The organism is Pseudoalteromonas sp. NZS100 (genome assembly GCF_015864815.1).
Taxonomy (GTDB): Bacteria; Pseudomonadota; Gammaproteobacteria; order Enterobacterales; family Alteromonadaceae; genus Pseudoalteromonas; species Pseudoalteromonas distincta.
Genome location: NZ_JADYWM010000021.1, coordinates 34697 through 61528 on the forward strand (window position 1 = coordinate 34697; position 26832 = coordinate 61528).

At 39.7% G+C, this 26832-nt stretch carries 22 protein-coding genes; 13 read left to right on the forward strand and 9 right to left on the reverse strand.

The genetic code is table 11. The features are described 5' to 3' along the window. The first annotated feature begins 94 nt into the window (after window positions 1-94). On the forward strand, window positions 95-1759 hold the full coding sequence (locus tag I6E69_RS17455; protein ID WP_182696203.1) for an EAL domain-containing protein: 1665 nt from the start codon (window positions 95-97) through the stop codon (window positions 1757-1759). Here I6E69_RS17455 and I6E69_RS17460 read toward each other — a convergent pair. Beyond that, window positions 1756-2805 (reverse strand): formimidoylglutamase, encoded by a 1050-nt coding sequence (locus I6E69_RS17460; protein ID WP_182716529.1) that lies wholly within the window; start codon window positions 2803-2805, stop codon window positions 1756-1758. The genes I6E69_RS17455 and I6E69_RS17460 overlap by 4 nt on opposite strands. 1 nt (window position 2806) lies before the next feature. Then, window positions 2807-3304, reverse strand: a complete 498-nt coding sequence (gene rraA, locus I6E69_RS17465; protein ID WP_002959955.1) for a ribonuclease E activity regulator RraA — start codon at window positions 3302-3304, stop codon at window positions 2807-2809. A 201-nt stretch (window positions 3305-3505) separates the two neighbouring features. Here rraA and I6E69_RS17470 point away from each other — a divergent pair, with 201 nt between their 5' ends. The 3 genes from I6E69_RS17470 to I6E69_RS17480 all read left to right on the forward strand — a co-directional run bounded on the left by I6E69_RS17470 (window position 3506) and on the right by I6E69_RS17480 (window position 7063). Further along, a complete protein-coding gene (locus I6E69_RS17470) occupies window positions 3506-4045 on the forward strand; it encodes a phosphatase PAP2 family protein (RefSeq protein WP_024596307.1) in 540 nt (179 codons plus the stop codon). Beyond that, window positions 4042-5073, forward strand: a complete 1032-nt coding sequence (locus tag I6E69_RS17475; RefSeq protein WP_197121759.1) for an MJ1255/VC2487 family glycosyltransferase — start codon at window positions 4042-4044, stop codon at window positions 5071-5073. Before I6E69_RS17470 ends, I6E69_RS17475 begins: the two co-directional genes overlap by 4 nt. Before the next feature lie 109 nt (window positions 5074-5182). Beyond that, window positions 5183-7063: a methyl-accepting chemotaxis protein gene (locus tag I6E69_RS17480; protein WP_197121760.1), complete on the forward strand. Its 1881-nt coding sequence runs from the start codon at window positions 5183-5185 to the stop codon at window positions 7061-7063. Between the two features lie 29 nt (window positions 7064-7092). Here I6E69_RS17480 and I6E69_RS17485 read toward each other — a convergent pair whose 3' ends face one another. From I6E69_RS17485 to priA, 5 genes are all read right to left on the reverse strand, one after another. Further along, window positions 7093-7467, reverse strand: a complete 375-nt coding sequence (locus tag I6E69_RS17485; protein WP_002958364.1) for a gamma-butyrobetaine hydroxylase-like domain-containing protein — start codon at window positions 7465-7467, stop codon at window positions 7093-7095. A gap of 62 nt (window positions 7468-7529) precedes the next feature. Then, the gene (gene hslU, locus I6E69_RS17490; RefSeq protein WP_002958365.1) at window positions 7530-8858 is read right to left on the reverse strand and encodes an HslU--HslV peptidase ATPase subunit; all 1329 of its coding nucleotides are present in this window, start codon (window positions 8856-8858) and stop codon (window positions 7530-7532) included. A gap of 11 nt (window positions 8859-8869) precedes the next feature. After that, window positions 8870-9388, reverse strand: a complete 519-nt coding sequence (hslV, locus tag I6E69_RS17495; protein ID WP_002958366.1) for an ATP-dependent protease subunit HslV — start codon at window positions 9386-9388, stop codon at window positions 8870-8872. Window positions 9389-9467: 79 nt separating this feature from the next. Beyond that, window positions 9468-9995, reverse strand: a complete 528-nt coding sequence (locus tag I6E69_RS17500; RefSeq protein ID WP_024596311.1) for an SPOR domain-containing protein — start codon at window positions 9993-9995, stop codon at window positions 9468-9470. Window positions 9996-10015: 20 nt separating this feature from the next. Continuing rightward, the gene (gene priA, locus I6E69_RS17505; protein WP_197121761.1) at window positions 10016-12202 is read right to left on the reverse strand and encodes a primosomal protein N'; all 2187 of its coding nucleotides are present in this window, start codon (window positions 12200-12202) and stop codon (window positions 10016-10018) included. 230 nt (window positions 12203-12432) lie between these two features. Here priA and rpmE point away from each other — a divergent pair, with 230 nt between their 5' ends. Then, window positions 12433-12648 (forward strand): 50S ribosomal protein L31, encoded by a 216-nt coding sequence (gene rpmE, locus I6E69_RS17510; protein WP_002958369.1) that lies wholly within the window; start codon window positions 12433-12435, stop codon window positions 12646-12648. A 526-nt stretch (window positions 12649-13174) separates the two neighbouring features. After that, window positions 13175-14416 carry a malic enzyme-like NAD(P)-binding protein gene (locus tag I6E69_RS17515; RefSeq protein ID WP_002958370.1) on the forward strand — a complete coding sequence of 414 codons (1242 nt, stop codon included), beginning with the start codon at window positions 13175-13177 and terminating at the stop codon, window positions 14414-14416. A gap of 64 nt (window positions 14417-14480) precedes the next feature. Here the strand turns inward: I6E69_RS17515 and metJ are convergent, their stop codons facing one another. After that, window positions 14481-14801: a met regulon transcriptional regulator MetJ gene (gene metJ / locus I6E69_RS17520; RefSeq protein WP_002958371.1), complete on the reverse strand. Its 321-nt coding sequence runs from the start codon at window positions 14799-14801 to the stop codon at window positions 14481-14483. A gap of 289 nt (window positions 14802-15090) precedes the next feature. On the opposite strand from metJ, the gene metB reads away from it, so the two are divergent. Then, window positions 15091-16338, forward strand: a complete 1248-nt coding sequence (metB, locus tag I6E69_RS17525) for a cystathionine gamma-synthase (RefSeq protein ID WP_197121762.1) — start codon at window positions 15091-15093, stop codon at window positions 16336-16338. Between the two features lie 435 nt (window positions 16339-16773). Then, window positions 16774-19119 (forward strand): bifunctional aspartate kinase/homoserine dehydrogenase II, encoded by a 2346-nt coding sequence (gene metL, locus I6E69_RS17530; RefSeq protein WP_197121763.1) that lies wholly within the window; start codon window positions 16774-16776, stop codon window positions 19117-19119. 65 nt (window positions 19120-19184) lie between these two features. Here the strand turns inward: metL and I6E69_RS17535 are convergent, their stop codons facing one another. Continuing rightward, window positions 19185-21677 (reverse strand): penicillin-binding protein 1A, encoded by a 2493-nt coding sequence (locus I6E69_RS17535; RefSeq protein WP_197121764.1) that lies wholly within the window; start codon window positions 21675-21677, stop codon window positions 19185-19187. 130 nt (window positions 21678-21807) lie between these two features. On the opposite strand from I6E69_RS17535, the gene I6E69_RS17540 reads away from it, so the two are divergent. From I6E69_RS17540 to I6E69_RS17560, 5 genes are read left to right on the forward strand one after another with little or no spacing between them, the layout of a single operon-like run. After that, the gene (locus I6E69_RS17540) at window positions 21808-22887 is read left to right on the forward strand and encodes a pilus assembly protein PilM (RefSeq protein WP_024596029.1); all 1080 of its coding nucleotides are present in this window, start codon (window positions 21808-21810) and stop codon (window positions 22885-22887) included. Next, window positions 22875-23447, forward strand: coding sequence for a PilN domain-containing protein (locus I6E69_RS17545; RefSeq protein WP_002958376.1), 573 nt, complete (start codon window positions 22875-22877; stop codon window positions 23445-23447). Before I6E69_RS17540 ends, I6E69_RS17545 begins: the two co-directional genes overlap by 13 nt. Further along, on the forward strand, window positions 23437-24042 hold the full coding sequence (locus tag I6E69_RS17550; RefSeq protein ID WP_024596028.1) for a type 4a pilus biogenesis protein PilO: 606 nt from the start codon (window positions 23437-23439) through the stop codon (window positions 24040-24042). Before I6E69_RS17545 ends, I6E69_RS17550 begins: the two co-directional genes overlap by 11 nt. Further along, window positions 24039-24578: a pilus assembly protein PilP gene (locus I6E69_RS17555; RefSeq protein ID WP_039485843.1), complete on the forward strand. Its 540-nt coding sequence runs from the start codon at window positions 24039-24041 to the stop codon at window positions 24576-24578. The genes I6E69_RS17550 and I6E69_RS17555 overlap by 4 nt, the downstream gene beginning before the upstream one ends. Next, window positions 24565-26670: a type IV pilus secretin PilQ gene (locus tag I6E69_RS17560; RefSeq protein ID WP_039485840.1), complete on the forward strand. Its 2106-nt coding sequence runs from the start codon at window positions 24565-24567 to the stop codon at window positions 26668-26670. The genes I6E69_RS17555 and I6E69_RS17560 overlap by 14 nt, the downstream gene beginning before the upstream one ends. Window positions 26671-26832: the final 162 nt, after the last annotated feature.

Consider the following 26832-nt stretch of genomic DNA (forward strand, 5'->3'; position numbering starts at 1 on the left):
CTTGGTTTAAACTTTCTTAGCGAATACGGATGCCGTTAATTTGAACATACTAACCGACAGTAATTTCCCAATATTTTTTAGTGGTGCACTATTAATGGCGATGATCGCCACTTTATTTGCTGTTAAAAATACCAGTATTAAATTTAGTTATTTATGCACAGCTGCTGTTGGTTTAGCTATCTTAAGCAGCGGTGCGGCTTGGCTTGCTATTTTACTAGCCTTTGGATTTTGTTTTCACTTATGGCAAGCATTTGAGCGAAATAATTGGAGCATGATAATTACCAGCTCAATGGCTGGTCTTTTATTTGTTGTTCTATTTTCAGCTCATTTATTATTGGAAGTTCCGCTATTTTGGGTTGTGTTAGCAATATTATTATTAGCTATTGTAGGTTTTTTAAATGATGAAAGCGCTGAAATAGAAGTCGTTATAGAGCCAGAACCTGAAGGTGATACATTTGTTGAAGAGTCTCCGCTTTCAGTTTTTGCAGATAGAAAACAGTTACGCCAAGGTTACTATGCATGGTGCGACAACAAACAAATAAGCGCAGCGTTAATCGTTATTCGCCTTGAAGGCTTTGAGCAAGTTAACCAGCATATTGGACGCGACTTTGGCGATATACTGTTAGCGCAATCGGCTAATCGAATAAAAGAGCTACTTTCAAGTGACGAAATAGTGACTTTAACTGGACAAGAAAAGCTAGCCCACTTAGGGGGTCTTAACTTTGCATTTATTTGTAGTTTCGCGAATCAAAAACACTTACATGAATTAGTTATTGACCAAATACTGGGTGCAACGCTTAAGCCATTTAATGTTGCTAACTGCACTGTAGAAGTAAAAGCGAGAGCGAGTTATGTTGATTGTAATGAGCAAGATAACAACTTTGATAATTTAATATCGTACGCATATCTGGCACTCGATAGCCACCCAGATCGCAAGGTTGTGCCTTATCATCAACAAATGATGATTGAATTGCGAGAGCAACAAGCGCGACTAAAGGAATTAGCAAATATTGATTTTTCGAGCGAGTTAGAGCTTTATTTTCAGCCTATTATTTGTAACGAAAACGGTCAAATTGAGTTTTTAGAATTACTACTGCGTTGGCAGCACCCTAAGCAAGGGATTTTATCCGCTAACAGGTTTATCGACGACATTAGAATTGCAGGGCTTGGTTATCCACTCGCTAAATTTGTAATAGAGAGAGCTGCTGAGCTTGCAATGGCGCTTAGAATAGAAGGTATTTCTATACCGCTTAGCATTAACGTATTTGGTCCTGAAATGCTTAACGAAGAGTTTATTGAATTTGTTGATGTTGTTTTAAGTGAGCATCACTTGGAAGCTGGCGATTTAATTGTTGAATGCCCTTTGCATATTTTTGCGGGACTAGATGATAAAGGCAGAGGCATGATCGCAAGGCTTAATAACATAGGCTTAAAAGTATGTGTTGATGGACTTGGTGATAACCCGGTACTGCTTTCTAAGTTACCAAGCTTAGCGGTAGAGTATATTAAGGTTTCACCTTCACTCACTGCTGACTTTAGTAATCAAAACAATATACGCAGTTTAGTTAGCGGAATGGTTGAAATGCATAACCAACAAAAAACAAAAGTGATTTTTGAAGGGGTAGAAACACTTGAGCAACTTAAGTTTGTAAAAAGCTTAAAAGGTTATGCTGCCCAAGGTTATTACTTTGGTCACCCGCTAAGTAGTATTGGTTTAATGAGCTGGCTAAAAGAGTGGCGATTAGTTCAACAGCGCTAAGTGTTTTCTTTGGCTTGTAGATAGCTATTCACAAGTGCACTGATCACTTGTCCTACATGGGCAGCACCGGCCTCAACTCCGTTAGGGTGCTGGCTAGGCGCTGCTTCACATAAATGTAAGTACTTAGAGTCGCGATGGTTTGCTGCTAAATGCACAAAGTGCTCAGTGTCATTCACACTAAATCCGCAACATGTGTACGCACTAACCGGCATGTAAGTAATACTATCTAAATCAACTTCAATACCCAGTGGTAAATCGTTAAAATTACTTAATGCGTTTTCAATTGCCTGCGTGAGTGTAATTTTTCGCTTAACTTGTATTGATTGATAGCTATCAAACGTAAAGTTAGCTTCACTCATTGCATCTATAATTGCTTGATTGTTTTTTATCTCATGTAAGCCAATAACGTGGTAATTACTTAGATGTTGCTCGTTATAAGCGTAGCGAAAGCCATTGCCGCTATGGCGACCTTCACATTCTCTAAAGTCGGCATGAGGGTCAAAGTTGATAGCATTAATAGGTGTATTTTTTGACTTACTCAGGGCACGGATAATTCCCAAGCAATTGTTATGACCTCCGCCAATAACGATTGGCTCAAGCCCCGCTTTAAAAATAAGGCTCAATACCGACTCTACGCGTTCATCAAGCTGTTGGCATAAATCTCGTAATTGAGTTAACTGCTGGCCTTGCTGATTATTAAGCTGGTTGCTTTGCGCCATTAAATCATCAGTATTAACTTCACCCAATAAAAGCACTTTTTGAGTGGCAATAAATTGATTGTGAGGTTGGTTTAAAAAGCGTTTTAAAAAAGCCGGCCATGCTTCGTTTGCACCGCCATTTCCTAAGTTTGCTTTTGGGCCGATATCTTCGCAAATACCCAGAAGTACATAGCGGATACCAAATTGAGCAGCGTCAACAAGTGCTTGTTGCAGGTTTACTTGGGTGTCGAGCAAGGCCATTGATTGCCATGCCTTTTTCTCATTTGCGCGGGTAGAGCAAAGTGTTCTAACCGCGCTTTCATCATATACTTTTAAATGGGAGGTCACGTTATACTTCTACAACTTCCAACTCTAATTCTTCTGCAGATAAAACAATGCCTGTGCTATCAGCATAAATAAAGTCGTCATCAAAAAATGATACCCCAGCAAAGTTAACGCCTATAGCATCTTCACCAGCACCTTCGCTGTCGGCTGCAACAGGGATTGAAGCAATTGCTTGAATGCCTAAATCAAGCTCTTCAAGCTCATCAACGTGGCGTACTGCGCCGTAAACAACAATACCATTCCAGTTGTTTTCAAGTGCTAGCTCAGCCAGTTCAATGTCGATTAGTGCGCGACGAGTTGAGCCGCCACCATCAATAAGAAGTACTAGGTCTGTACCATCTTGAGAAAGTAATTCGCGGATGAGTTCATTATTTTCAAAACATTTAACCGTTTTAATGCGGCCACCAAAGCTGTGTCGACCACCAAAGTTGATGAACATAGGCTCTAGCACGTCAACCACGTCAGCAAAGTGGTCGCATAAATCAGAAGTGCTGTAATCCATTATTTTATCCTCAAAAGGTACATTAATTTATATCTCAGTATACCCTCCTTATAAGCAATAACAACGACTTAATCGCAGTAAATTTAGGCAAAACAAGCGCTAAATCATTAATCGCAATAATAGTGTATTAAAAGCGTCACTCAATTGTTATTTACAACACATAAGCTAAATCGGTGTTCATATGTTATGCAATGAGGGATGGTGATGAATAATAATATGCTTAAAAAGGTAACTCAGATAGATGAGCAATTATTTTTAACTTTGTTTAATTGCAATTCACCGAGGTGGTTTAAAACAATGGCCTTTGGTTTGTCTAAAAGCGGTGATGGTGGGCTTTATATATTAATATGCTTAGCAGTGTGGTGGCTTAGTAATAATGAACAGCACCAATTATTGCCTGTCACTATATTAATTGGTTTTGCTATAGAAAGACCTATTTACCTACTAGCTAAAAATAGATTTGCTCGGATCCGTCCATGCGACTGCTTAGTAACAAATGCCTATATAGTACCAAGCGATAAATTTAGTTTACCATCGGGTCACAGTGCAGCTGCCTTTTTAGTGGCAATTATATTAAGCCATTTTTTTCCAGAATATGCATTACTACTATTTAGTTGGGCTACCGGCGTTGCTATGTCTCGTGTGGTATTGGGTGTGCACTTTCCTGCTGATATTATAATAGGCGCAACGATTGGTAGTTTTTGTGGTTTATTTGCGTTAGCACTCGTGGTGCCTGCATGAAAATATTATATGGAGTACAAGGTACCGGTAATGGTCATATAACCCGCGCTCGGGTTATGGCAAGCTGCTTTAATAAGCTCGGTATTGATGTTGATTATGTGTTTTCAGGGCGCGCAAATAAAGATTACTTTGATATGCACGAATTCTCAGATTATAAAGCGTATCGTGGTTTATCGTTTAGCACTGAAAATGGGCAAGTTAAAAATTTAAAAACACTTAAAAACATGCGAATTTGTAAGTTGGTGAGTGATATAAAATCGCTTGAGATAAAACAGTACGATTTTGTACTTAACGACTTTGAGCCTGTTACAGCATGGGCTGCAAAACGGGCAGGTATACCCGTTATTGGCATTAGTCACCAAGCAGCATTTTTGTCAGATAACGTACCTATGTTTGGTCGTGGCGTACTTAGAAAATCGCTTATCAAGCATTATGCACCAGCGACTACCTACTTAGGCGTGCACTGGCAACCATTTGCAAATAATATAATACCGCCTTTTATTGCTCATCATAATCACGACAACCCTGTAGCAGTAATGAACAAGGTATTGGTATATTTACCTTTCGAAAACTTAGATAGCGTTGTTGATTATTTAAAAGACTTTCCCGAAAAAGAATTTTATTGCTATCACCCAAATGCCAGCAATCAATCTTTTGGACATATACATTTACGAGCCCCTTCACGTTCTGGCTTTTTAAACGACTTAGCAAACACAAGTGGCGTTATTGGTAATGCGGGATTTGAGCTTGCCAGTGAAGCGCTTAAGTTAGGGAAAAAGTTACTATTAAAGCCTTTAGATGGTCAGTTTGAGCAAGCAGCAAATGCACAAACTTTATTTGCCATGGGCATGGCGCATGTTATGAACTATTTAAACCCACAAGCCCTTGATGATTGGAATAGCGCGCCGCAAAACAAGCAAATAAATTACCCCAGCGATCCCGCGCCTTTAATTGATTGGTTGGTTAAACAACAATGGAATAACACACAATCGTTACATAAAGGTTTGTGGGATAGAGTCGCCTTATAGCCATCACATTTAAACTGTTTAGAATTACCAATAATAAAAAGTTAAATTAATTAGTCGCTTTTGATCTATTAGCTATAATAAAAATGCATATTTAAAAAAGGCGTTAGCGATGAATTTTTTACAAAACTTAACAATCAAACGACGTTTACAATTAAACGCAGTCGTTGTTGGTTTAGCAATGGTGGTCCTTTTATGCGTGATTATTTTTGAATCACGTACAACCTTGAGCTTAAACAAGACTATTCAATTAGCAGAAGAGCTCAACGTACATGCATTAGCATTGCGTAAACATGAAAAAAACTTTTTGTTTTATAAACAAGAAGACGCGTTAACTGCATTTGAAATGGATTTTGAGCAGTTAAGTGATAAAGTAAAAAAGTTACAACAGTTAATGGCTAACCAAGGTATTGCACAGGAGCAGGTCCAGCGCTTTGAGCAACTAATAAATAGCTATAATAATGATTTTGATACTGTTGTTAAGCTTCAAAAAGAGATTGGTTTAACCCCGACCGACGGGTTATATGGCAAGCTTAGAAACTCGGTTCATGAAGTTGAGCAACTATTAAAAGAGCAGCAAAATTACCAACTGCTGTCGTCAATGCTGCAACTAAGACGCTCAGAAAAAGATTTTATGCTGAGATTTGATATTAAGTACCTAGGGCGTTTTAATGAGGGAATTAATACATTTAAGCAGCAGATAGCTGCAGCACAGCTGCCAAGCGACTATAAAGCACAAATTAATCCTTTGATTGATATATACCAAAGCGAATTTCAAACACTTGTGCAGGCGCAAACTAAGCTAGGGCTAGATCTTGAGTCAGGCGCACTTGGAGTAATGCGTGACAGTGTAGATAAAAGCGACGCCATTGTTTCTAAAATCGTTAAAGACACTAAGTTACAAGTAGAGCAAAGTGTAGAGCAGGCTCAATTTTTAGCTATTTTGGTATTTGTGATTGCAGGTGTGATTGTATTAGCACTCGTTTATTTTACAAGCCACTCCATTATCGTACCTATTGAGCGGGTTTATCACACCATTAACGATATTCGTCGTAATAATGATTTGAGCATGATGATAGAGCAAACTGGTAAAGACGAAATTACCACCATGACGGTCGACTTTAATAGCTTGATAGGCGATTTTAAGAACTTAATTAACGAAGTTAATGGTGCTTTAAACACGCTTAATGTAGCAACAGAGCATTTATCAGAAAGTACCGCGGCAACAAGCTCTGGTATGCAAGAGCAACTACACGAAGCCGACATGGTTGCAACGGCAGCCACCGAAATGCAGGCGACGATTCAGGATATTTCACATAATACTGAAGCGGCTGCGAAAAAAGCAGAATCAACAAATTTAAGTGCCCAACAAGGGCGTTGTGAAGTAGATTCTACCGTTAAGCACATTAGGGCCCTATCTGATTCGCTGGGGAATGCATCAAATGTAGTGTCGCAACTTGAAAAAGATGGTGAAACAATTGGTTCAGTGCTTGATGTAATTCGAGGGATTGCAGATCAAACAAATTTACTTGCACTTAATGCGGCAATAGAAGCGGCCCGTGCTGGTGAGTATGGTCGTGGTTTTGCTGTTGTTGCAGATGAGGTTCGTTCATTAGCAAAGCGTACTCAAGAGTCTACAAGTGAGATTGAAGGTATTATAAGTACCTTACAGCAGCGTACTCAAGAAGTGGTGAGTATTATGCACAAATGTCGCTCTCAAGGTGATGAAAGTGCCTCACAAGCAATTAAAGCAGGTGAGCTATTAGGCGCAATTACTGAGGATGTACAAACAATAATGGAAATGAGCTCTCAAATAGCAGTTGCTATTGATGAGCAAAGCCAAGTGGCATCAGAGGTTAATAAAAATGTAGTAAGGATTCGCGATATTGCACAAGACGCAACTGAACATGCTGCTAACAATGCGCAAACAAGTGAAGAAGTCTCTGAGCAGGCTCGCGTTCTGTTCACTGCAATTGATAAATTTAAGGTTTAATAACGCTTAATAGAACGGGCCTATAAAGTTTAAGGAACAAATTTTATAGGCACGCTATCTTTACTTTTTTCGTGTTCAGTTACCCGCGCTAAATATTCACTCCACAATGTATCTTGTTGCTGTTGTAGTTTTTCAAAGTAGCGCCAGCTAAATAGTCCGCTGTTATGGCCATCGTCAAAATCTAAACGAAGTGCGTAATGCCCAACAGGTACAATACTTTTTATTCCTACAGCTTGCTTATTAAGTACTAGCTTCATTGGGCCAGAGCCATGGCCCTGCACTTCAGCTGAAGGGGAGTGTACACGTAAAAACTCACAGCTAAATACAGCTTTACTGTCATCATCAAAGTAAACATCTAGATTTTTACTTACACTGTGGTAATGCACTTTTGTTACGTGTTTCATTTAATATATCCCATTAAAAAGCCCCCAATCTGGAGGCTTTTAGTATAACGTTTATATTCGTTTTATAGAATAAAGCGGCTTAAGTCTTCATCTTCAACAAGTGCACCTAAGTGTTTTTCAACATAAGCGGCGTCGATTACTAATGACGAGCCTGCTTTTTCAGAAGCATCGTATGAAATTTCTTCCATCAATCTTTCCATTACAGTATGCAAGCGACGAGCACCGATGTTTTCGGTTTTCTCGTTAACTTGCCAAGCTGCTTTGGCAATACGCTCAATTGCATCGTCGCTAAACTCAATCGATACCTGCTCAGTTTTAAGGAGCTCTCGTTGTTGCTCGGTAAGCGATGCATGAGGCTCTGTAAGGATGCGTTTAAAGTCATCTGCAGTAAGTGCTTCAAGTTCTACTCGAATCGGTAAGCGGCCCTGTAGCTCTGGGATCATATCTGATGGCTTCGCCATCTGAAACGCACCAGAGGCAATAAACAGCATATGGTCAGTTTTAACCATTCCGTGCTTAGTATTTACAGTTGAACCTTCAATTAGCGGTAGTAAGTCGCGCTGAACACCTTCTCGGCTCACATCTGGGCCTGACGAATCGCCGCGCTTACAAATTTTGTCTATTTCATCAATAAACACAATACCGTTTTGCTCTACTGCAAAAATAGCTTGCTCTTTTAGCTCTTCAGGATTTACTAATTTAGCGGCTTCTTCTTCCGTTAATAGTTTGAAGGCTTCTTTGATTTTTAGTTTACGCTTAGTGCGCTTATCGCCGCCCATGTTTTGAAACATGCTTTGTAGCTGGTTGGTCATATCTTCCATACCAGGAGGCGCCATAATTTCTACGTTTGGTTGTGCTTGTGCTAAATCGATTTCAATTTCTTTATCATCTAACTGACCTTCACGTAGCTTTTTACGGAACGCTTGGCGAGTTGATGAGTTATCATCACGCTGCGTTTCGCCGTATTGATCTTTCGCTGGTGGTAAAAGGGCATCTAAAATGCGCTCTTCTGCAGCTTCTTCGGCGCGATGTTTAAATTTCTTAGTCTGCTGTTCGCGAGTCATTTTAATTGATACATCGACTAAATCGCGGATGATAGTCTCAACTTCTTTACCAACATAGCCAACTTCAGTGAACTTAGTCGCTTCTACTTTAATAAAGGGGGCGTTAGCAAGTTTTGCTAATCGGCGGGCAATTTCTGTTTTACCTACACCGGTTGGACCAATCATTAAAATGTTTTTTGGTGTTACTTCGCTGCGTAAATCTTCCTTGAGTTGCATGCGGCGCCAGCGGTTACGAAGTGCGATAGCCACTGCTTTTTTTGCTTTAGCCTGACCTATAATGTGCTGATCTAGCTCGTGAACAATTTCTCTTGGGGTCATATCAGACATGATAGTTCCTATTATAATTCTTCGATTGTTTGGAAGTTATTAGTAAATACGCAGATGTTGCCTGCAATAGTTAAGCTTTTCTCTACTATTTCACGAGCGCTTAAATCTGTATTTTCTAAAAGGGCGGTTGCAGCTGATTGTGCAAAGTTACCACCACTGCCAATTGCAATTAGGTCGTTTTCAGGTTGAACCACATCGCCATTACCGGTAATAATTAAAGAGGCTGTTTCGTCTGCTACAGCGAGCAGAGCTTCGAGTTTTCGAAGTGCACGGTCGCTGCGCCAATCTTTAGCCATTTCTACTGCGGCTTTAGTCAGGTTTCCTTGGTGCATTTCTAATTTGCTTTCGAAGCGTTCGAAAAGAGTGAAGGCATCAGCAGTACCGCCGGCAAAACCAGCGATTACTTTGCCATTATAAAGACGTCGAACTTTACGGGCGTTGCCCTTCATTACGGTATTACCAAGAGACACTTGGCCATCGCCGCCAATTACAACCTTGTCGCCACGGCGTACACTTACGATAGTAGTCATGTTATTCCTCATCATCGAGCTGCAGAGGCAACTCGTAAAAAACGATTATGAAGAGGTTATATGGGTGAATGGTTTATTTTCAAGTCCAGCCCCAAATTCCGCAGCCGACTATTTTTACACGTTTAAGTTTGTTTTTATCACTTTCGGCTTGGCGTTTGGTTTTATAAGGGCCTAAGCGCACTTTATACCAAGTACCATTGCTGCCTTCAGCCTGTTTTATTTCAGAAATGAGGCCTGCAAATGCTATTTTAGCTTTTAGCGATTCCGCTTGTGCGTGGGTTTTAAACGAACCACACTGCATAACGTAAGGACCTTTTTGCTCAAGTTCTTTCACTTCAACTTGAATCTCGTGGTTTCTAATTTCTTTAATAAACTCTGGTGTGCGTGGAATAACCACTTCTACTTTTGCGGGCGCAGTGGGGTTTGCTTGTTTTTCGACAAGTTTTGGATCTGCATTACTTTTAATAAACCATAATGTATAAGCAAAACCACCGACGAGTAAGATGGCTATGACAGCTAAAAGAATAGGAAATGGTTTTTTAGCGGGTGCGTTTTTTTTACTGTTTCTGCCTGCAGGCTTTTTGTTAATATAATCGTGCTGTGCCATGGTGTTATTTTGGCCTTAACCTAAATCATGTCTATAGGGTCTACGTCTAAGCTCCAGCGTACTTTTTGTGCAAGTTTACTTGAGCTTAAATAATCAACCATTTGCGCAAGGTACTGATGTAATATGCGGCGATCTTGCGCTTGAATATGTAATTGAAAACGATACATACCTGCGACTTTTTCAAGTGGAGCAGGGATCGGACCGAGCAATTGTATACCAGATACCCCATTCACAGGAACCAAATCCGTCAAAAAATCGACGACTAGCTTAATGCTGTGTCCTTGTGCACGGACAATAGCCATATTTGTAATGGGTGGTAAGTCTGCATCATCGCGTTCACTCAGTGCAAAGCGAGCAAAGTCTTGGTAACCATTATTAACTAAGTCTTGTAAAAGTGGGTGTTCTGGAAAGTGTGTTTGTAATAATACTTGGCCAGGTTCCCCTGAACGCCCAGCTCGCCCCGCGACCTGAGTAACTAACTGTGCTAAATGCTCTGTCGCCCTAAAGTCGCATGAGTATAAACCGCTATCTACGTCTAAAATTATAACAAGGCTTACATCTGCAAAGTGATGGCCTTTGGCAAGCATTTGTGTGCCTACTAAAATGCGTGCACCGCCTAGGTTTATTTCATCTAGTGCTTTTTCAAGGCTGCCTTTACGGCGAGTTGAATCGCGGTCTATGCGAGTAACGGGTGTATCTGGAAACTCGGTCGATAAAAACTCTTCAATTTGCTCTGTACCTTTGCCATTTGGAAATATTTGCGTACTTCCACAATCAGGACATTGGTGAGGAACAGGGTATTGATCGCCACAGTGGTGACAAATCATTTGCCCAATCGCTTTATGAAATGTGGCGCTGGTACTGCAGCGTTTACATTCACTTAGCCAGCCACATTCATGGCAAATAAGAGTGGGTGAGAAACCTCGACGATTTAAAAACACCATAACCTGTTTACCGCGGTTTAAGTGTTGGCGCATAGTGGCAAGGCTTGCATGTGCAATACCTGCTTGGTCGGGCTGACCTTTCATATCGAGTAACTTAAATTGGTTATCTGTCGCAGTTTGCGCGCGCTCGGTTAAACTTAGTAGCTGATATTTGTTATTAATTGCTTTGTGAAGTGTTTCAAGTGCGGGTGTAGCACTGCCTAATATAAGTGGTATTTTATGCTGAAAAGCTCTGTATGCGGCCAAATCACGAGCATGGTAACGAAGGGTATCTTGTTGCTTAAATGATGAATCGTGCTCTTCATCGACAACTATCATACCGAGTTTTAAAAATGGCAGAAAAATACTCGAACGTGTGCCTATAACTATTGCACAACTGCCTTTTTCGCAAAAACGCCATGTTTGCAATCGCTCGTTGTCGGTAAGGGCTGAATGCCAAAGCATAATGGGTGTATCAGGAAAGCGGCGACGAAAACGGTTTACAGTTTGTGGCGTTAAGCCTATTTCTGGCACTAATACTAATGCTTGCTCGCCACGTTTGAGTACTTCTTCTAGGCACTGTAAATACACTTCTGTTTTACCACTGCCAGTTACGCCTTCTAATAAAAAGCTGCTAAATCCATTACTTTGATTTATTGCTGTACAGGCAACCGCTTGTTCTTTATTAAGTACAGGTTTACTACCGACAGTTGGTGCAACGCTTTGCCATTGGTTATCGTGTTCAATAGTTTGCGTAATGAGTTCTTTATCTATTAGGCTATCTATTGTTTTTTTACTAAAGCCAAGAGCTTTTAATTCGGTTAACGATGATTTCCCCGATTGCGATAACTGCTTTAATAAATTGAGTTGTGTTTTGGCTTTTAATGACGGTACTTTTGCGCCTTTTTCTGTCAGAGCAACCATGTTAATACTGGTTTTATCTGGCGATTCACCTTGGCGAAGTGCACTCGGTAGCGCTATGTGAATAGTTTCGCCTAAGGGATAGCAATAATAGCGGGCAGTAAAGCTAAGGAGTTCTAAATGTTGGGCACTTAAAATAGGGGTATCGTCTATTACCTCTATAATATTCTTAATTTTATTTAAAGGGACGTCGGTACTGTTTTTAATGCCCAGAACAACAGCTACTTTTTTTTGATTACCAAAAGGTACTAAAACCCGCATGCCCGGTAGTATTGGGGTTGATAAGCCACTGAGCTGCTCTTCTATTTTATAATCAAAGGTGCGTGGAAGCGGGACTTTAATAGCAACTTCAACAAAACTCATAACAACTCAACCCGTAAAATTAATGCTGTAATGTACTAAAAATACCGCTAAAAACCTACTAGCAATAGTACTTGAGAAAGAGATTGTTCACTTTTTTAGCGAAAAGATAAATAAATACTTGTGCAGGGGAAGGTTGTTGGATAAAATCCGCCACCAACAAATTTGTTTTAACGACGTATGGTGCCAGACTTCGGGTTTGGAGAGCGATGCGGCCTTAACTAGAGGTTCCTATGAAAGAAGGTATTCACCCTAAGTACGAAGTAATTTCTGCAACATGTTCATGCGGAAACAAATTCGAAACTAGCTCAACTCTTTGTAAAGACATTCACTTAGACGTATGTTCTGCGTGTCACCCGTTTTACACTGGTAAGCAAAAGATTTTAGACACTGGCGGCCGTGTTGATCGCTTCAACAAGCGCTTCGGTGCACTTAGCAGCAAGAAGTAATCATTGCTGTTTAGTTAAAAAAAGCACCTTAGGGTGCTTTTTTTGTGTCTAAAATTTATTACTTCTTATCTTATTTAGCTTGCTCGAGCTACATCACACCTTGCATAACTATTTCCTAATCTTATTCTGAGTATGCATAAACCTTTACAGACAAATTGATAGATATTCTCTATATTTTAAATAGTACAAATTTTAACTAGGTTGATAAAAGTAGCTAACGTGGGCTTATCTGTTTTTAAAGTAGAGTCGTAGGCTGTTATTTTAAGTTTATGATGATGCGTTAAACATACATTTTTTTAATATTGTAGTAGACATAAACGCACCTCAAAACTTACTTTTTTGGTGAATTTTTATTTATTAAATGTTTATATAATCCTGCAAAGTTACTGAAAAACCTCTTAAAATTAAAGGATATAGCATATAACAGGATAGACCTGATATTGCTTGGAATTTAAAAATAATAAGGGTATCGTACCCCAAGACTCCACCTCTCACTTTAACTTAAATTGCAGGATACCATCGCGTTATGTCTGACTTTCGTGAACAAGCACTACATTATCACTCACATCCCGTACCTGGTAAAATTAGCATTGAGCTAACAAAACCAGCTGAAACAGTTCAAGACTTAGCCCTAGCTTATAGCCCAGGTGTCGCTGAACCTGTACGTGAAATTGCCGCAGATCCTGCAAATGCATATAAATATACCGGTAAAGGTAACATGGTTGCGGTTATCACTAATGGTACTGCAATTTTGGGCTTGGGTAATTTAGGTCCTTTAGCGTCTAAACCAGTAATGGAAGGCAAGGCGTTATTGTTTAAGCGTTTTGCAGGGCTTGATTCTATTGATATTGAAGTAAAGCACAAAACAACAGAAGACTTTATTAACACGGTTGCCAATATTGCTGACACATTCGGTGGTATTAACCTTGAAGATATTAAAGCACCAGAGTGTTTTGAAATTGAAAAAGCATTAATAGAGCGTTGTAGCATTCCTGTTTTTCATGATGATCAACACGGCACCGCCATTGTTACGGCTGCCGGCATGTTAAATGCGCTAGAAGTACAAGGTAAATCAATTGAAGATGCAATAATTGTATGTTTAGGTGCAGGCGCTGCTGCAGTTGCGTGTATGGAACTGTTAATTAAGTGTGGTGCACTGCGTGAACACATTTATATGCTTGACCGCAAAGGTGTTATTCATACTCGTCGCGATGATTTAAATGAATATAAACAGCTTTTTGCTAACAATACCGATAAACGCACATTGCAAGATGTAATTGCAGATGCTGATGTGTTTGTTGGTGTTTCGGGTCCTAACTTGTTAGCTGCCGAAGATTTAAAACTAATGGCAGAAAAACCGGTCGTGTTTGCCTGTTCAAACCCAGATCCAGAGATCGATCCTGCACTTGCGCACGGTGCACGCAATGATTTAATTATGGCAACAGGGCGATCTGATTACCCTAACCAAGTAAATAATGTTTTATGTTTTCCGTTTATTTTCCGTGGTGCGCTTGATGTACGTGCAAGCGCGATTAACGATGAAATGAAAATTGCTGCAGTTGAGGCTATTCGTAGTATTGCCAAAGAGCCTGTACCTGCAGAAGTTTTAAAAGCCGCAGGCGTAGATAAGCTAGAGTTTGGTGCGCAGTACATTATTCCAAAACCAATGGATCCGCGTTTACTACCGCGTATAGCTAAAGCTGTAGCACTTGCTGCGGTAGAGTCGGGTGTTGCGCAAATTGACTTGCCTGAAAATTATATGGCGTAATATATAACGCTTAAACAAAAAAACCTCAGCAATGCTGAGGTTTTTTGATTAAAAAGGTAACGATTTATTCTTCGTTTAAAATAGGCACTTCTAAACCCATTTCTTGCATTATCTTTTTAACTTCTTCAGGTACTTTTTCTGCGTTGTCTTTACGTAGGTCATCGTCATTTGGTAAAGGTTGACCAGTAAAGGCATGCAAAAACGCCTCACATAGCAATTCACTATTTGTTGCATGGCGAAGGTTGTTGATTTGACGACGCGTACGCTCATCCGTTAAAACTTTTAATACATTTAGCGGGATCGAAACGGTGATCTTTTTAACTTGCTCTGATTTTTTCCCGTGTTCTGCGTATGGGTGAATATACTCACCATTCCATTTAGCCATAAGATGTATCGTTGCCTCAGATTATTAATTTCTCACACGGTATAAAAAGCGTGTAAATATGCGTGAAATTCTATCGATTTAAAAAAGATAGTCAAATAATAGATACCGATCTATCTTAATAAGCCTATTTGGGATGTAAAAATAAGCTCACTTTTGTGAGTTAAAATGTGATACTAGCAAACGCCTTTCCTAACTTTAGCCATCTAGAGCTTTAAAATCCTTTGACTTATTAAAATGGATAACTTACTCTTTTAGACGTCTAAACATCCAAATTAATCAGGTGACGAATATGAGCGAAAAAAACAAAGCGACCATTGCTGTACGTAACGGCGTTGATGCTGATAAACATCATGGTGCAGTGGTGCCGCCAATTTATTTATCAACGACTTATTCGTTTGCCGACTTTGATACCAAGCGTGAGTATGATTATGGGCGCAGTGGTAACCCTAATCGTGATATTTTAGCAGAGACGCTTGCTAAGCTTGAAGGCGGCGCTCGCGGCATAATTACGGCCACTGGTATGGCAGCCGTGCATTTAGCTACTCAGCTACTTAACAGTGACGACACGTTAGTAATTCCACATGATTGTTATGGTGGTAGCTATCGTTTATTTACATCGTTACAAAAACGCGGACTATTGAAGCTTGAAGTATTAGATTTAACAAAAGAAGAAAGCCTTCAACAAATTTTAGCAATTAAACCTAAGCTTATTTGGATAGAGACTCCAAGTAACCCAGTACTTCGTTTAACCGATATTAAAGCGGTTACCGATGTTGCTAAGCAATGCGGTGCATTGGTTGCCGCAGATAACACGTTTTTGTCTCCTGCCTTACAAAACCCTATTAAGTTTGGTGTAGATATTGTGGTGCATTCAACTACTAAATACATTAACGGGCACTCAGATGTAGTGGGCGGCGCTGTTATTGCTGCAACACAAGCGCTTGGTGATGAGCTTGCTTGGTGGGCAAATAATATTGGTATTACGGGCGCCCCTTTTGATAGTTATTTAACGCTTCGTGGTCTACGTACTTTAAATGTGCGCTTAAGGCAGCACCAAGAAAATGCGCTAGCAATAGCTAAGTACCTTGAAAGCTCCAATTTTGTAAGCCAAGTTTACTATCCAGGACTTGAGTCGCATCCTCAACATGAACTTGCTAAAGCACAACAACTTGGCTTTGGTGGCATGGTTAGTTTTGATATTAAAGGCGATATAAACGACGCTGCAGCATTTTTAACTAGTCTTAAAACGTTTAGTTTAGCTGAGTCACTAGGTGGCGTAGAGAGTTTAATTTGTCACCCTGCAACTATGACGCACGCAGGCATGGAGGCAAAGGCACGTTTAGAAGCGGGTGTGGGCGATACGCTTATTCGTATTTCGGTTGGGATTGAAGATATACACGATTTAATAGCTGACTTTGAACGAGTATTTGAACTTGTAAAACCAGGGCAAAATAAAAATGTTGGCCGTGTAGGCAAAGGTGCTGGCACTTCTGGTGGAAACGTTAAATTAAGTGCAGCCCGTCCAGCGCTTTGGTAAGTAATACCAATCCGCAATAATACCTAGGGCGTGTTGATCTTTGGTGGGTGAATTTGCAGCAGTATGTTTGGTTTTTAGGCAAGACGGAGCCTATGTAGTGTGGTTATTCCCCATGAATAGGCGATAACGCAGCATAAATACCAAACATGCGCTGCCCTTTGGGTTCTTTCTAGGGACGATTAACTCTTTGTTGCTCGGTTTTTACTTAGCCCACTAGGTTACAAACCTCGCGCCGCGATTTAATCGCCCCTAGATTGAACAAATTTCAATCCACAAAGATCAACACGCCCTAATCAATTTGAGGGATTAAACCGCACGATAACATCGTTAAAAATTCCTAATATAGAACAACTAAATAACGAAATTTTTGCCTTGTTATCGATACGGTTTTCTTACCTCAAAATAGACAACTTAATTAAGCGAATTGGTATAAATATGGTCAATTGTGTACATAAATTTGGTGGTTCAAGCTTAAGCTCTAGTGAGCGCTATCAAAGCGTAGCTAAAATAATTATTGGGCATACTCAGCCGGGCGACTGTGTTGTGGTATCTGCTGCAGGTAAGACTACAGATACACTTGTGTCGTTGTGGCAAAGTTATCAGCTGCAAGACACGCAAGCTGTCGCTGATATTTTACTGCAGTTAAATAACCATCAAAGCGATTTAATTGAGCAGTTATTACAAGCTGATTTAAAGCGCAGCGCACTTAAAACACTAAATACCGAGCTTAGTAATATTGCAGAACTTGCTCAAGCTGAGCAGCTAAAAGAGGCTGCGTTACTTGCGCATGGGGAACTGTGGTCAGCACGTTTACTCGCTACTTATTTACAGCAGTTAAATATTGAGGCGTGTGCTCAAGATGCCCGTAGTCTTTTTACCTTAAACGATGGTGAATTAATGCATGCGCAAAATGCGCAGCAATGTCGACAGTCAATTTTGCCTAATAAGATAAATGTTGTTACTGGGTTTATTGCCGCTGATACGAAAGGTGAGACCGTAACACTTGGACGCAACGGTAGCGATTATAGTGCAACACTACTTGCAAATTACTGTAATGCTAAGCAAGTATGTATTTGGACCGATACACAGGGAGTGTTTAGCACTGATCCTCGTAAGGTAAAAAAAGCGATTAAATACGGCAAAATTTGTCGCGGGCAAGCTAATTTATTAGCTCGTTTGGGTAACCCTGTATTACATGCAAAAACACTATCGCCACTTAAAAACAGCGATATTAAGCTAGCTGTTCGTAGTAGTTTTGATGTGCAAGCAAGCCCAACAGATATAGTAAAAGAAGGTTCAGCAAAGAAAAAGCGCTTTATAACCACGCTGCAAAATGTTGATCTATTAATGGTTGAAGGATTAAGTGAAGGTGAGGTCGCAAGCGTTAGTCAGCTTATTCAGCATAGCCTTCATCATTTTAACCATAATGGTGAAGTGTATTTAGTAGTACCGGCTGCACAAACATCTCAAGTTATTAATTACTTTGCTGGTAGAGCTAATATTAGTGAGTCAAATTTAAATGGCTGTGCAATTGTTGCCCCTGAGCAAGACGTTAGCGTACTTAAACTGCAAGCTTTAGAAGTATTAGCTGAGCAGACTATAAAACCGCGTTTTGTGCATCAAGATAATGGTTATGTTTTATTACTAACAGACCAATTTATAGATAGCGATATACAAAGCGCCTTACACGATAAGCTAATCAATAAAGGCCAAGAAATAGCCGTTATAGTTGCGGGCCTTGGCAATGTAGGCGATGCTTTTATTGAGCAGTTATCGGCACAATTTGAGCGTTTATCAGACGACTTTAGTATTAAATTGGTAGCGCTGGTTCGCTCTAAACATATGTTATTTAATGCAAGTGGCATAAATATATCGCAATGGAAAACTCAATGGCAGCATGAGGCGAATAGCTATGAAGCTGCGGATTTACTTAATGCGATAAGCGAGCTTGACTACGAACATAAAGTGTTAATTGATATTACCGCAAGTGAGCAGTTTAGCTTTTTATATACAGATTTTGTAGACAGAGATTGTCATTTAATTAGTGCTAACAAATATGCAGGTACAGCACCGACTTCTTGGTATAAAGCACTTCGTAGTAACCTTGGCGAACGTAATTTACATTGGCGATATAATACAAGTGTAGGCGCAGGCTTACCTATCAATTTTGCTTTGGCTGATTTGCAAAATAGTGGTGATAAAATTACGCGTATTGAAGGCGTGTTCTCGGGTACGCTTTCGTGGTTATGTAGTAAGTATGATGGTACGACTGCTTTTTCTGAGTTGGTATTAGAAGCACAGAAAATGGGGTTCACAGAGCCTGACCCTCGCGAGGATTTATCTGGACGAGATATGCAGCGTAAGTTACTTATTTTAGCCCGAGAGTTAGGTATAGAGCTTGAGCTTGATGATATTAGCTTATCGGCATTAATGCCCGGCGAGCTTGCGCTAGGAAGCTGGGAAGACTTTCTAAACAATAAAGCCCAGCTAGATGCATTCATTGAAGAGCATGCTGATACAGCAAAAGCTAATAACTCAGTACTGAGATACACAGGCCTATTAGATATAACAAAAACTGAAGTTATCGCTAAAGTAGGAATTACGTATGTGCCCAATGGAGATGCGTTAGCAAACCTTACACCTGGCGATAATATTTTTGTAATTAATAGCAAATGGTATAGCGATAATGCATTAGTGATTCAGGGGCCAGGAGCGGGTAGAGAAGTGACCGCTGCGGGTGTGCACTCTGACTTATATTGGCTTGTTCAAAACTTAAAATAAACCTTTGGTTTAAACAAAAACGGCAGCTTAAATAAGCTGCCGTTTTTTGTATTACAGAGATATTATTAAAATAGCTCTTCTTCGGTTTTTGTGTCTTCTTCAAATATATCGTTTGGCTGAGATAGCACATACTTTGTCGGTGCAGTGCCTTTTTCGAAGTATTCAAAGCGGCTGGTGTAGTCATTTTTGTGGCTTAGCAAACCAGTGGCTAAATCAATACGAATCGAAACAAGCCCCTCAGGTGGCTCAATTGGCGCTTCAGGTGTTCCCTCAAGTGCGGCTTTCATAAATTCAATCCATGCAGGCTGCGCTGTTTTAGCTCCCGATTCAGCACCAGATATTTGGCTGCTATCTAAGTTGTTATTGTACGTAGAACGGCCAAGAGCGTTACCTGGGTTATCAAAGCCCACCCACACAGAAGTCATTACTTTACTGTTAAAACCACTAAACCAGGTGTCTACAGAGTCATTAGTTGTGCCTGTTTTACCCGAAAGATCACGACGTTCTAAAGCTTGTGCGCGCCAACCTGTGCCACTCCAACCCGTTTTATGGGCCCAACTACCGCCGCCCCAAATACCGCTGTGCATTGCATCAGCAATTAAAAATGCATTCTGCTTAGAAATAATTCTCGGTGCACATTTTTTTGTTGGTTCCACTTCATCACTACTATTATGAAGTGAGAATTCATTGCGTGTTGGTAAAGACTCCTCGTCACAGGCTAGGGCAGGGTTTGCTTTGAACAATACATTACCGTAAGCATCTTGAATTTCTGAAATAAAGTAAGGTTCAATTAAGTGGCCACCATTGGCAAATGCACTCATGCCACGGGCAAGTTCAAGTGGAGTAATGGAAGCACTACCCAGTGCTAGTGATTCACTGCGATTAATGTCTGAATCTTTAAAGCCAAACTTTAATAAATGATCAGCTGTACGTTGTAATCCAACGCCGCGTAGTAAGCGCACCGAAATAACGTTTTTAGACTGTGCTAAGGCACGGCGAATTCTTATCGGACCATTATATACAGCAGGGCTGTTTTTAGGGCGCCATGCTACGCCTTGGCTTTTATCCCATTGGTTTATAGGAGCATCGTTTAATATAGACGCAAGCGTGTAACCTTTTTCAAGTGCTGCTGAATATATAAAAGGTTTTATATTAGAGCCTACTTGACGCTTTGCTTGTACCGCTCGGTTATATTGACTTTGCTCAAAGCTGTAACCACCTACAATAGCTTTAATTCTGCCATCTTGTGGGTCGAGTGACACAATAGCACTTGATGCTTCTGGTATTTGGCTTAGTAAGTAGCTGTCATCTTCATTTTTACGCACCCAAACTTGCATTCCTGGCGTTAAAATATCTGTAGCTGCTTTTGGAGCAAAACTTTGGCGGTAACGAGTAATATATTTACGCGCCCATTTTAAGTTATCCCAAGTAAGAGTTGTGCGCTCGCCACTTTTAAGTAATACCGACGCTGTTTTATCACTAACACTAAGCACGGCTGCTGCTTTCAAAGTACCCAACTCATTTACGCTCTGTAATTTATTGAGTATTTGTTGCTCAGTTAAAGCAGGTTGTGTTTCAGGGTCCCATAAAACATCTGTTGGGCCTCTAAAACCATGGCGCATATCGTAATTATGTAAGTTGTTTACAAGTGCGTTTTGCGCTGCTTTTTGGACTTTAGACTCTACCGAGGTGAAAATTTTAAAACCTGAGTTGTAAGCTTTATCTATTCCATAACGCGAGACCATTTCAGCGCGCACCATTTCAGAAATATACGGGGCGTATAAATTTATTTCAGCACCATGAAAATAAGCGGTGATAGGTTGGCTCGTTGCTTCGTTATATTCTTCTTGAGTAATATAATTTTCAGTTAATAAACGCCCTAAAACAACATTTCGGCGTGCTTTTGCACGCGTTGGGTTACGAATTGGGTTTAAAGCTGAAGGGGCCTTCGGTAAACCTGCAATCATCGCCATTTGTGCAAGTGTTAAATCTTTTAACTCCTTACCGTAATAAACTTGTGCTGCAGCACCAATACCAAAAGCGCGATTACCCAATTCTATTTTATTAAGGTAAAGCTCTAAAATTTCGTCTTTTGTTAATACACCTTCAATATGTAGCGCTATAAATATTTCTTTAACTTTACGAATATATGCTTTTTCGCGAGTTAAAAAGAAATTACGAGCAAGCTGCATAGTAATAGTACTTGCGCCTTGTTTTTTCTCGCCGGTAGATATAAGAACAATAGCCGAACGTACAATACCTATAGGATCTATGCCTACATGATCGTAAAATCGATTATCTTCTGTCGCTAAAAATGCATTAATGAGGGTTTGAGGAATTTCATCAATAGTCACTGGAATACGACGCTTTTCACCAAATTGATTGATTAAAAGCCCATCTTTTGTGAATACTTGCATAGGAGTTTGTAATTGCACGTCTTTTAAAACTTGCACACTGGGGATATCAGGTTTAACGTAGTAATAAAGACTGACCAAAGTGATCAGACCAATTAACACACAAATGATAAAAAATTGTAAAGTTCGTTTTAATAAAATCACTTATATTTCCCTAAATGGACTCCCAATTGCGAGTTTTGACTGCTAGTATATATTGATTAAAAAATGAATAATATTTTTTCAGATAAAAATTATAACTTGTTTATTATTAAAACAAAGGCCAAGTTGAAACATGCTAAGTCAACTATTTCAAAAACCGTCCCCGATGATGGTAGGAATTGATATTGGATCTCACTCTATCAAAGCGGTGCTTTTACGTGAAATTGAAACTGGATTTCGACTAGAAGCACTTGCAATTGAGCCGATGCCAAAAGGTGCGATGAGTGAGCGCACAATCCAAGATATTGAAGCGATTGGTAACGTTATTACAAAATTAAGAAAAAAATTACCGAAGTCGTTAAAATCTGCTGCAGTGGCTGTTTCTGGCCAAACAGTTATTACAAAAGTGATCTTTATGGATGTATCGTTAACAGATGCTGAACTTGAATCGCAAATTGAAATTGAAGCTGATAGTTTAATCCCTTACCCCCTTGATGAAGTGAGCCTCGATTTTGAGAAGCTTTCGACGAATGAGGCCGATCCTAGTAAAATGAATGTTTTGCTTTCGGCTGCTCGTACTGAGAGTGTTGAAGCACGGGTGGGCGCTTTAGAAGCCGCAAATTTAGAAGCCAAAATAGTAGATGTAGAAAGCTACGCATTGAGCCGTGCTATGGACGTTTACTATCAACAATTACCTAGCGATGCATTTAATAAGTGTGTGGCTGTGGTCGATATTGGCGCAGTTTTAATGCTTGTGAGTGTTGTGCAAGCTGGGGAAACTATTTATACCCGTGACCAAGTTTTTGGTGGCGATCAATATACAAATAGTATTGTTGCTTATTATAATAAAGGCTTTGATGAAGCCGAAATAGGCAAAACATCTGGTGATTTACCGCCAAACTATACCTTTGAAGTATTAGCCCCTTTTCAAACTTCGTTACTTCAACAAGTTCGCAGAGCTGTGCAAATGTTTTTAACAACCAGCGGTAAAGAGCAAATAGATTATATTGTATTAACGGGCGGTACATCGATGATAAAAGGTATCGACCGATTGCTTATTGAAGAACTCGGTATCCACTCCGTTGTTGCAGAGCCTTTTGTAAATATGGAAATTTCCCCAAAGGTAGATCGTAATATAATGCAGCGTCACAAAACGCAGTTTGCAATTGCAACAGGGTTGGCATTAAGGAGTTTTTCAACATGCCACATATAAATCTACTGCCTTGGCGTGAATCACAACGCGAAGAATCGAAAAAGAAATTTGTAACTATACTTGTTGGTGTCGTTATACTCTGTTTTGCAAGTATGTATTTATTAAGCTCTTTTTATAGTGCCTTAAAAGACGGTCAAAACTTAAAGAATAATTATTTAAGCTCAGAAATTAGCATGCTAGATAAAAAAATAAGTGAAATACGAAGCTTAGATAAAAGAAAGGAAAATTTACAACAGCGTATGAGGCTCATTGAAGAATTGCAAAGCAGCCGTAACTTGGGTACGCAAATAATGGATGAAGTTGCCAAAATAGTGCCAGGTGGCGTTTATTTAACAAAACTGGAGCGCAAAGGCAGTCAAATACATGTTTTAGGACGCAGTGAATCTAATAATCGTCTATCAACAATGCTCCGCCAAGTACAAAGCTCATATTTACTAGAGAATCCTTCAATGCAGGGCATTGTTGCAGGCGATCAATCTTCGCGTTTACTTAGTGATTTTAATATGGAATTTTATGTAAAACCATTTGATAAAATTGGTGAGGTTAGCGATGAACCTTGATTTTAAAGCACTGAGTGAAATTGATTGGAATGAAATAGAGCTTGATAACATTGGTGATTGGCCAATTGCTGTTAAAGCAATTTGCTGTACGTTTGTAGCGGGCCTTGTATTGTTTTTTAGTTATAGCCTATTAGTTTCTGATGAAATTGACAGCTACCATAGTGCCGTGGCAAAAGAAGTTGAACTACGAACAACTTATCGAACTAAGTATGCAGTAGCGAGCAAGCTTGAAATATATCGTCAACAAATGATTGAAATGGAAGATAAGTTTTCACAGCTATTAAAGCGTCTACCCACTTCGAACGAAACTCCCGGTTTACTTGATGATTTATCATATGTTGGGACAACGAGTGGTCTGACTTTTTTAAAAATAGGTTGGCTGCCAGAAGTTGAGAAAGAATTTTATACCGAGCTGCCGATTAAAATCGAAGTAATAGGTAGCTACCATGAGTTTGGTGAGTTTGTAGGTAAAGTGGCCCAGTTACCCCGGATTGTAAGCTTACATGACTTTTCTATTTTATCATCGGGCGATAAACAGTTAACATTCAGTGTTGTTGCAAAAACATATCGTTATGAAGAAGGGGTTAAAAAATGAAACTCCTTCGCGTAGTACCTTTAGCTATAGCATTTGTTTTAGCGGGTTGTAATGATGACACTTCTGAGCAAAAAGAATTTATTGATCAGGTAAAAGCAAGCACAACTCCAAGGGTTGAGTCGATCCCTGAACTGACAAAGTTTGAAATATTTGAGTACAGTGCTGGTCAGCTACGCAGCCCGTTTGTAGCGCCTCAGCCTGAGATTATTCAAAATAAACTAACGCAAGTAAAAAACTGTTTGCACCCAGATCAAGAGCGCCGCCGCGAACCGTTAGAGAAATACCCGCTAGATAATTTAGCAATGAAAGGCACAATTGGCTCTAGTGGACAAATATGGGCATTAATTACAGCAACAGATGACACTTTGCACCGTGTAACGGTAGGGAATTATCTTGGAAGTTATGATGGCAAAGTAAAAAGAGTAAGCAACGACTATATAGAATTAGTGGAATTAATCCCTGATGGGTCTGGCTGTTGGAAAGAGCGCCTGACGAAATTAGAAATGTTAGAGGCGGCAACAGATGGCGCAAATTAATAATAAAAAAGGTAAAAATAGGATGCATAAGGATGTACTTTGGCTTCATCGTATTTCACGGACATTACTGGCTGCTGTTGCTTTAGTCACTGTAAACTCAGCCATAGCTGGGCCATTGCTTTATGATGTTCGTTATAATCCATTACTTAAAGGCGAAACTGAATTACAGCTTGTTTTTGATGAAGAGTTAACCTTTGAACCAAAAGTTCAAGTGTTTAATAGCCCAGCCCGAATCGAAATGTTTTTTGATACTGCAGAGTTAGAGGTTGGTTTAAATGATGTTGAAGTTAATCAAGCTGGAATTAGCAGTGTTACTAATGTTTTAACTAACAGTGGTTTAAAGGTAACGGTAAACTTAGATAGATTAAAAATTTATGAGACTGAAGTTCATAACAATTTAGTATCGATACGTGTGTCTGATAACCCTCTTACAGAATCTGAAAATGAAGATGTAGTGATGGATTCAGGTGATGTAAGTGGAAATTACATTAACCGTATCCAGTCAATTGATTTTAGACGTGGTGAGAAGGGTGAAGCAAAAGTACTTGTATTTTTACAAGACACTCAAGCTGCAATTGAAGTCCATGAAAGTGGCGGGAAAATTTACGCTGACTTTCATCACACCGATATTTTAGACGATCTACTTTATGAATTAGATGTATTAGATTTTGGAACTGTTGTAAGTAATATCGAGACTTTTAAAGAAGATGGTTTAAGTCGTGTTGTTATCGAACCTAATGCCCAGTTCACGTTTACGTATCAGCAAATAGATAATATTTTAACGTTGACAGTAGAAAAAGATGAAACGCAAAATGCGTACTTAGATGGTGGGGTTGAGTATCAAGGTCGCCCTATGACCTTAAATTTTCAAGATATCTCTGTGCGTGCAGCACTGCAAATTATCGCGGGTTACAACGACTTTAACTTAGTAACCAGTGATTCAGTAACGGGCAATATAACGCTGCGCCTAGATGGTGTACCGTGGGATCAAGCGCTTGACGTAGTACTACGTATTAAAGGGCTAGATAAGCGCATGGATGGCTCTATATTAATGGTAGCGCCTGCAGAAGAACTTGCAGCGCGTGAAGCCAAAGATTTAAAAGCTAAACAGCAAGTTGAAGACTTAGAGCCTCTATATAGTGAATACATCCGATTAAACTATGCTAAAGCCGAAAATTTTGCTGACTTATTAAAAACAGATACAAACAGTATTATAACTGCCCGTGGTAGTGTATCTGTTGATCAACGTACAAATACATTGTTAGTAAAAGATACTGTTAAGAGTATAGAAAATATCCGCCGCATGATTGAAACGCTTGATATTCCAGTGCAGCAGGTTGTAATAGAATCTCGAATGGTAACGGTACGCGATAACGTTACCGAAGACTTAGGCGTACGTTGGGGCTTTAGTGACCAAGGCAGTAGTGTTGGTATTTCAGGCTCTCTTGAAGGCGCAGAAGGTATTTATAATGCGACATCTACTTCAAATGCACCAAGTATTTCAGACCGATTAAATGTAAATTTACCTATCACTAACCCTGCGGCTAGCATTGGCTTACACATAGCAAAACTGGCTAACGGTACGCTGATTGATTTAGAACTAAGTGCGCTTGAGGAAGAGAATAAAGGCGAGATTATTGCTAGTCCACGTATCATAGCGGCTAATCAGCAAAAAGCCCGAATAGAGCAAGGTACTGAAATTCCTTATACTGAGTCAGCTTCAAGCGGTGCTACTACCGTAAGCTTTAAAAAAGCGGTACTGAGCTTAGAAGTTACACCTCATATCACACCTGATAATAAAGTAATTCTAGATTTAATTATTACTCAAGATACACGTGGTGATACCGTACAAACAGGTACTGGTGAAGCTGTGTCTATTGATACTCAAGAAATTCAAACACAAGTGTTAGTCGAGAATGGCCAAACCGTAGTACTCGGTGGTATTTTCCAACAGCAGATCATTAATACTACGAGTAAAGTGCCAATTTTAGGTGACATTCCTTACGTAGGAAGACTATTTAAAACCACAAGTGAGTTTAATGAAAAGCGTGAATTACTTATTTTCGTGACACCGAAAATACAAATTGATTAAAATACAGTGGTTTTATGTTAACCAACGGGTGATTATTTAGATTAATTGCTCGTTATATGGCTTTTTATTCTAATTGACTTGAAATACCCCTGCAATTACTGAGATAATCCCCTCCTTAATTTTGGGGCCAGGTCGTTAGGCGGGGTTTTATTTCAAATTTTA

What these genes read in the sequence shown, in the direction of transcription:
- priA (WP_197121761.1), bottom strand. Translation starts at nt 12,202, where the DNA reads ATGAGTTTTGTTGAAGTTGCTATTAAAGTCCCGCTTCCACGCACCTTT.
- rpmE (WP_002958369.1), top strand. Translation starts at nt 12,433, where the DNA reads ATGAAAGAAGGTATTCACCCTAAGTACGAAGTAATTTCTGCAACATGT.
- I6E69_RS17515 (WP_002958370.1), top strand. Translation starts at nt 13,175, where the DNA reads ATGTCTGACTTTCGTGAACAAGCACTACATTATCACTCACATCCCGTA.
- I6E69_RS17550 (WP_024596028.1), top strand. Translation starts at nt 23,437, where the DNA reads ATGAACCTTGATTTTAAAGCACTGAGTGAAATTGATTGGAATGAAATA.
- I6E69_RS17485 (WP_002958364.1), bottom strand. Translation starts at nt 7,467, where the DNA reads ATGAAACACGTAACAAAAGTGCATTACCACAGTGTAAGTAAAAATCTA.
- I6E69_RS17560 (WP_039485840.1), top strand. Translation starts at nt 24,565, where the DNA reads ATGGCGCAAATTAATAATAAAAAAGGTAAAAATAGGATGCATAAGGAT.
- I6E69_RS17500 (WP_024596311.1), bottom strand. Translation starts at nt 9,995, where the DNA reads ATGGCACAGCACGATTATATTAACAAAAAGCCTGCAGGCAGAAACAGT.
- metJ (WP_002958371.1), bottom strand. Translation starts at nt 14,801, where the DNA reads ATGGCTAAATGGAATGGTGAGTATATTCACCCATACGCAGAACACGGG.
- I6E69_RS17455 (WP_182696203.1), top strand. Translation starts at nt 95, where the DNA reads ATGGCGATGATCGCCACTTTATTTGCTGTTAAAAATACCAGTATTAAA.
- hslV (WP_002958366.1), bottom strand. Translation starts at nt 9,388, where the DNA reads ATGACTACTATCGTAAGTGTACGCCGTGGCGACAAGGTTGTAATTGGC.
- metB (WP_197121762.1), top strand. Translation starts at nt 15,091, where the DNA reads ATGAGCGAAAAAAACAAAGCGACCATTGCTGTACGTAACGGCGTTGAT.
- I6E69_RS17555 (WP_039485843.1), top strand. Translation starts at nt 24,039, where the DNA reads ATGAAACTCCTTCGCGTAGTACCTTTAGCTATAGCATTTGTTTTAGCG.
- I6E69_RS17475 (WP_197121759.1), top strand. Translation starts at nt 4,042, where the DNA reads ATGAAAATATTATATGGAGTACAAGGTACCGGTAATGGTCATATAACC.
- hslU (WP_002958365.1), bottom strand. Translation starts at nt 8,858, where the DNA reads ATGTCTGATATGACCCCAAGAGAAATTGTTCACGAGCTAGATCAGCAC.
- rraA (WP_002959955.1), bottom strand. Translation starts at nt 3,304, where the DNA reads ATGGATTACAGCACTTCTGATTTATGCGACCACTTTGCTGACGTGGTT.
- I6E69_RS17480 (WP_197121760.1), top strand. Translation starts at nt 5,183, where the DNA reads ATGAATTTTTTACAAAACTTAACAATCAAACGACGTTTACAATTAAAC.
- I6E69_RS17545 (WP_002958376.1), top strand. Translation starts at nt 22,875, where the DNA reads ATGCCACATATAAATCTACTGCCTTGGCGTGAATCACAACGCGAAGAA.
- I6E69_RS17540 (WP_024596029.1), top strand. Translation starts at nt 21,808, where the DNA reads ATGCTAAGTCAACTATTTCAAAAACCGTCCCCGATGATGGTAGGAATT.
- metL (WP_197121763.1), top strand. Translation starts at nt 16,774, where the DNA reads ATGGTCAATTGTGTACATAAATTTGGTGGTTCAAGCTTAAGCTCTAGT.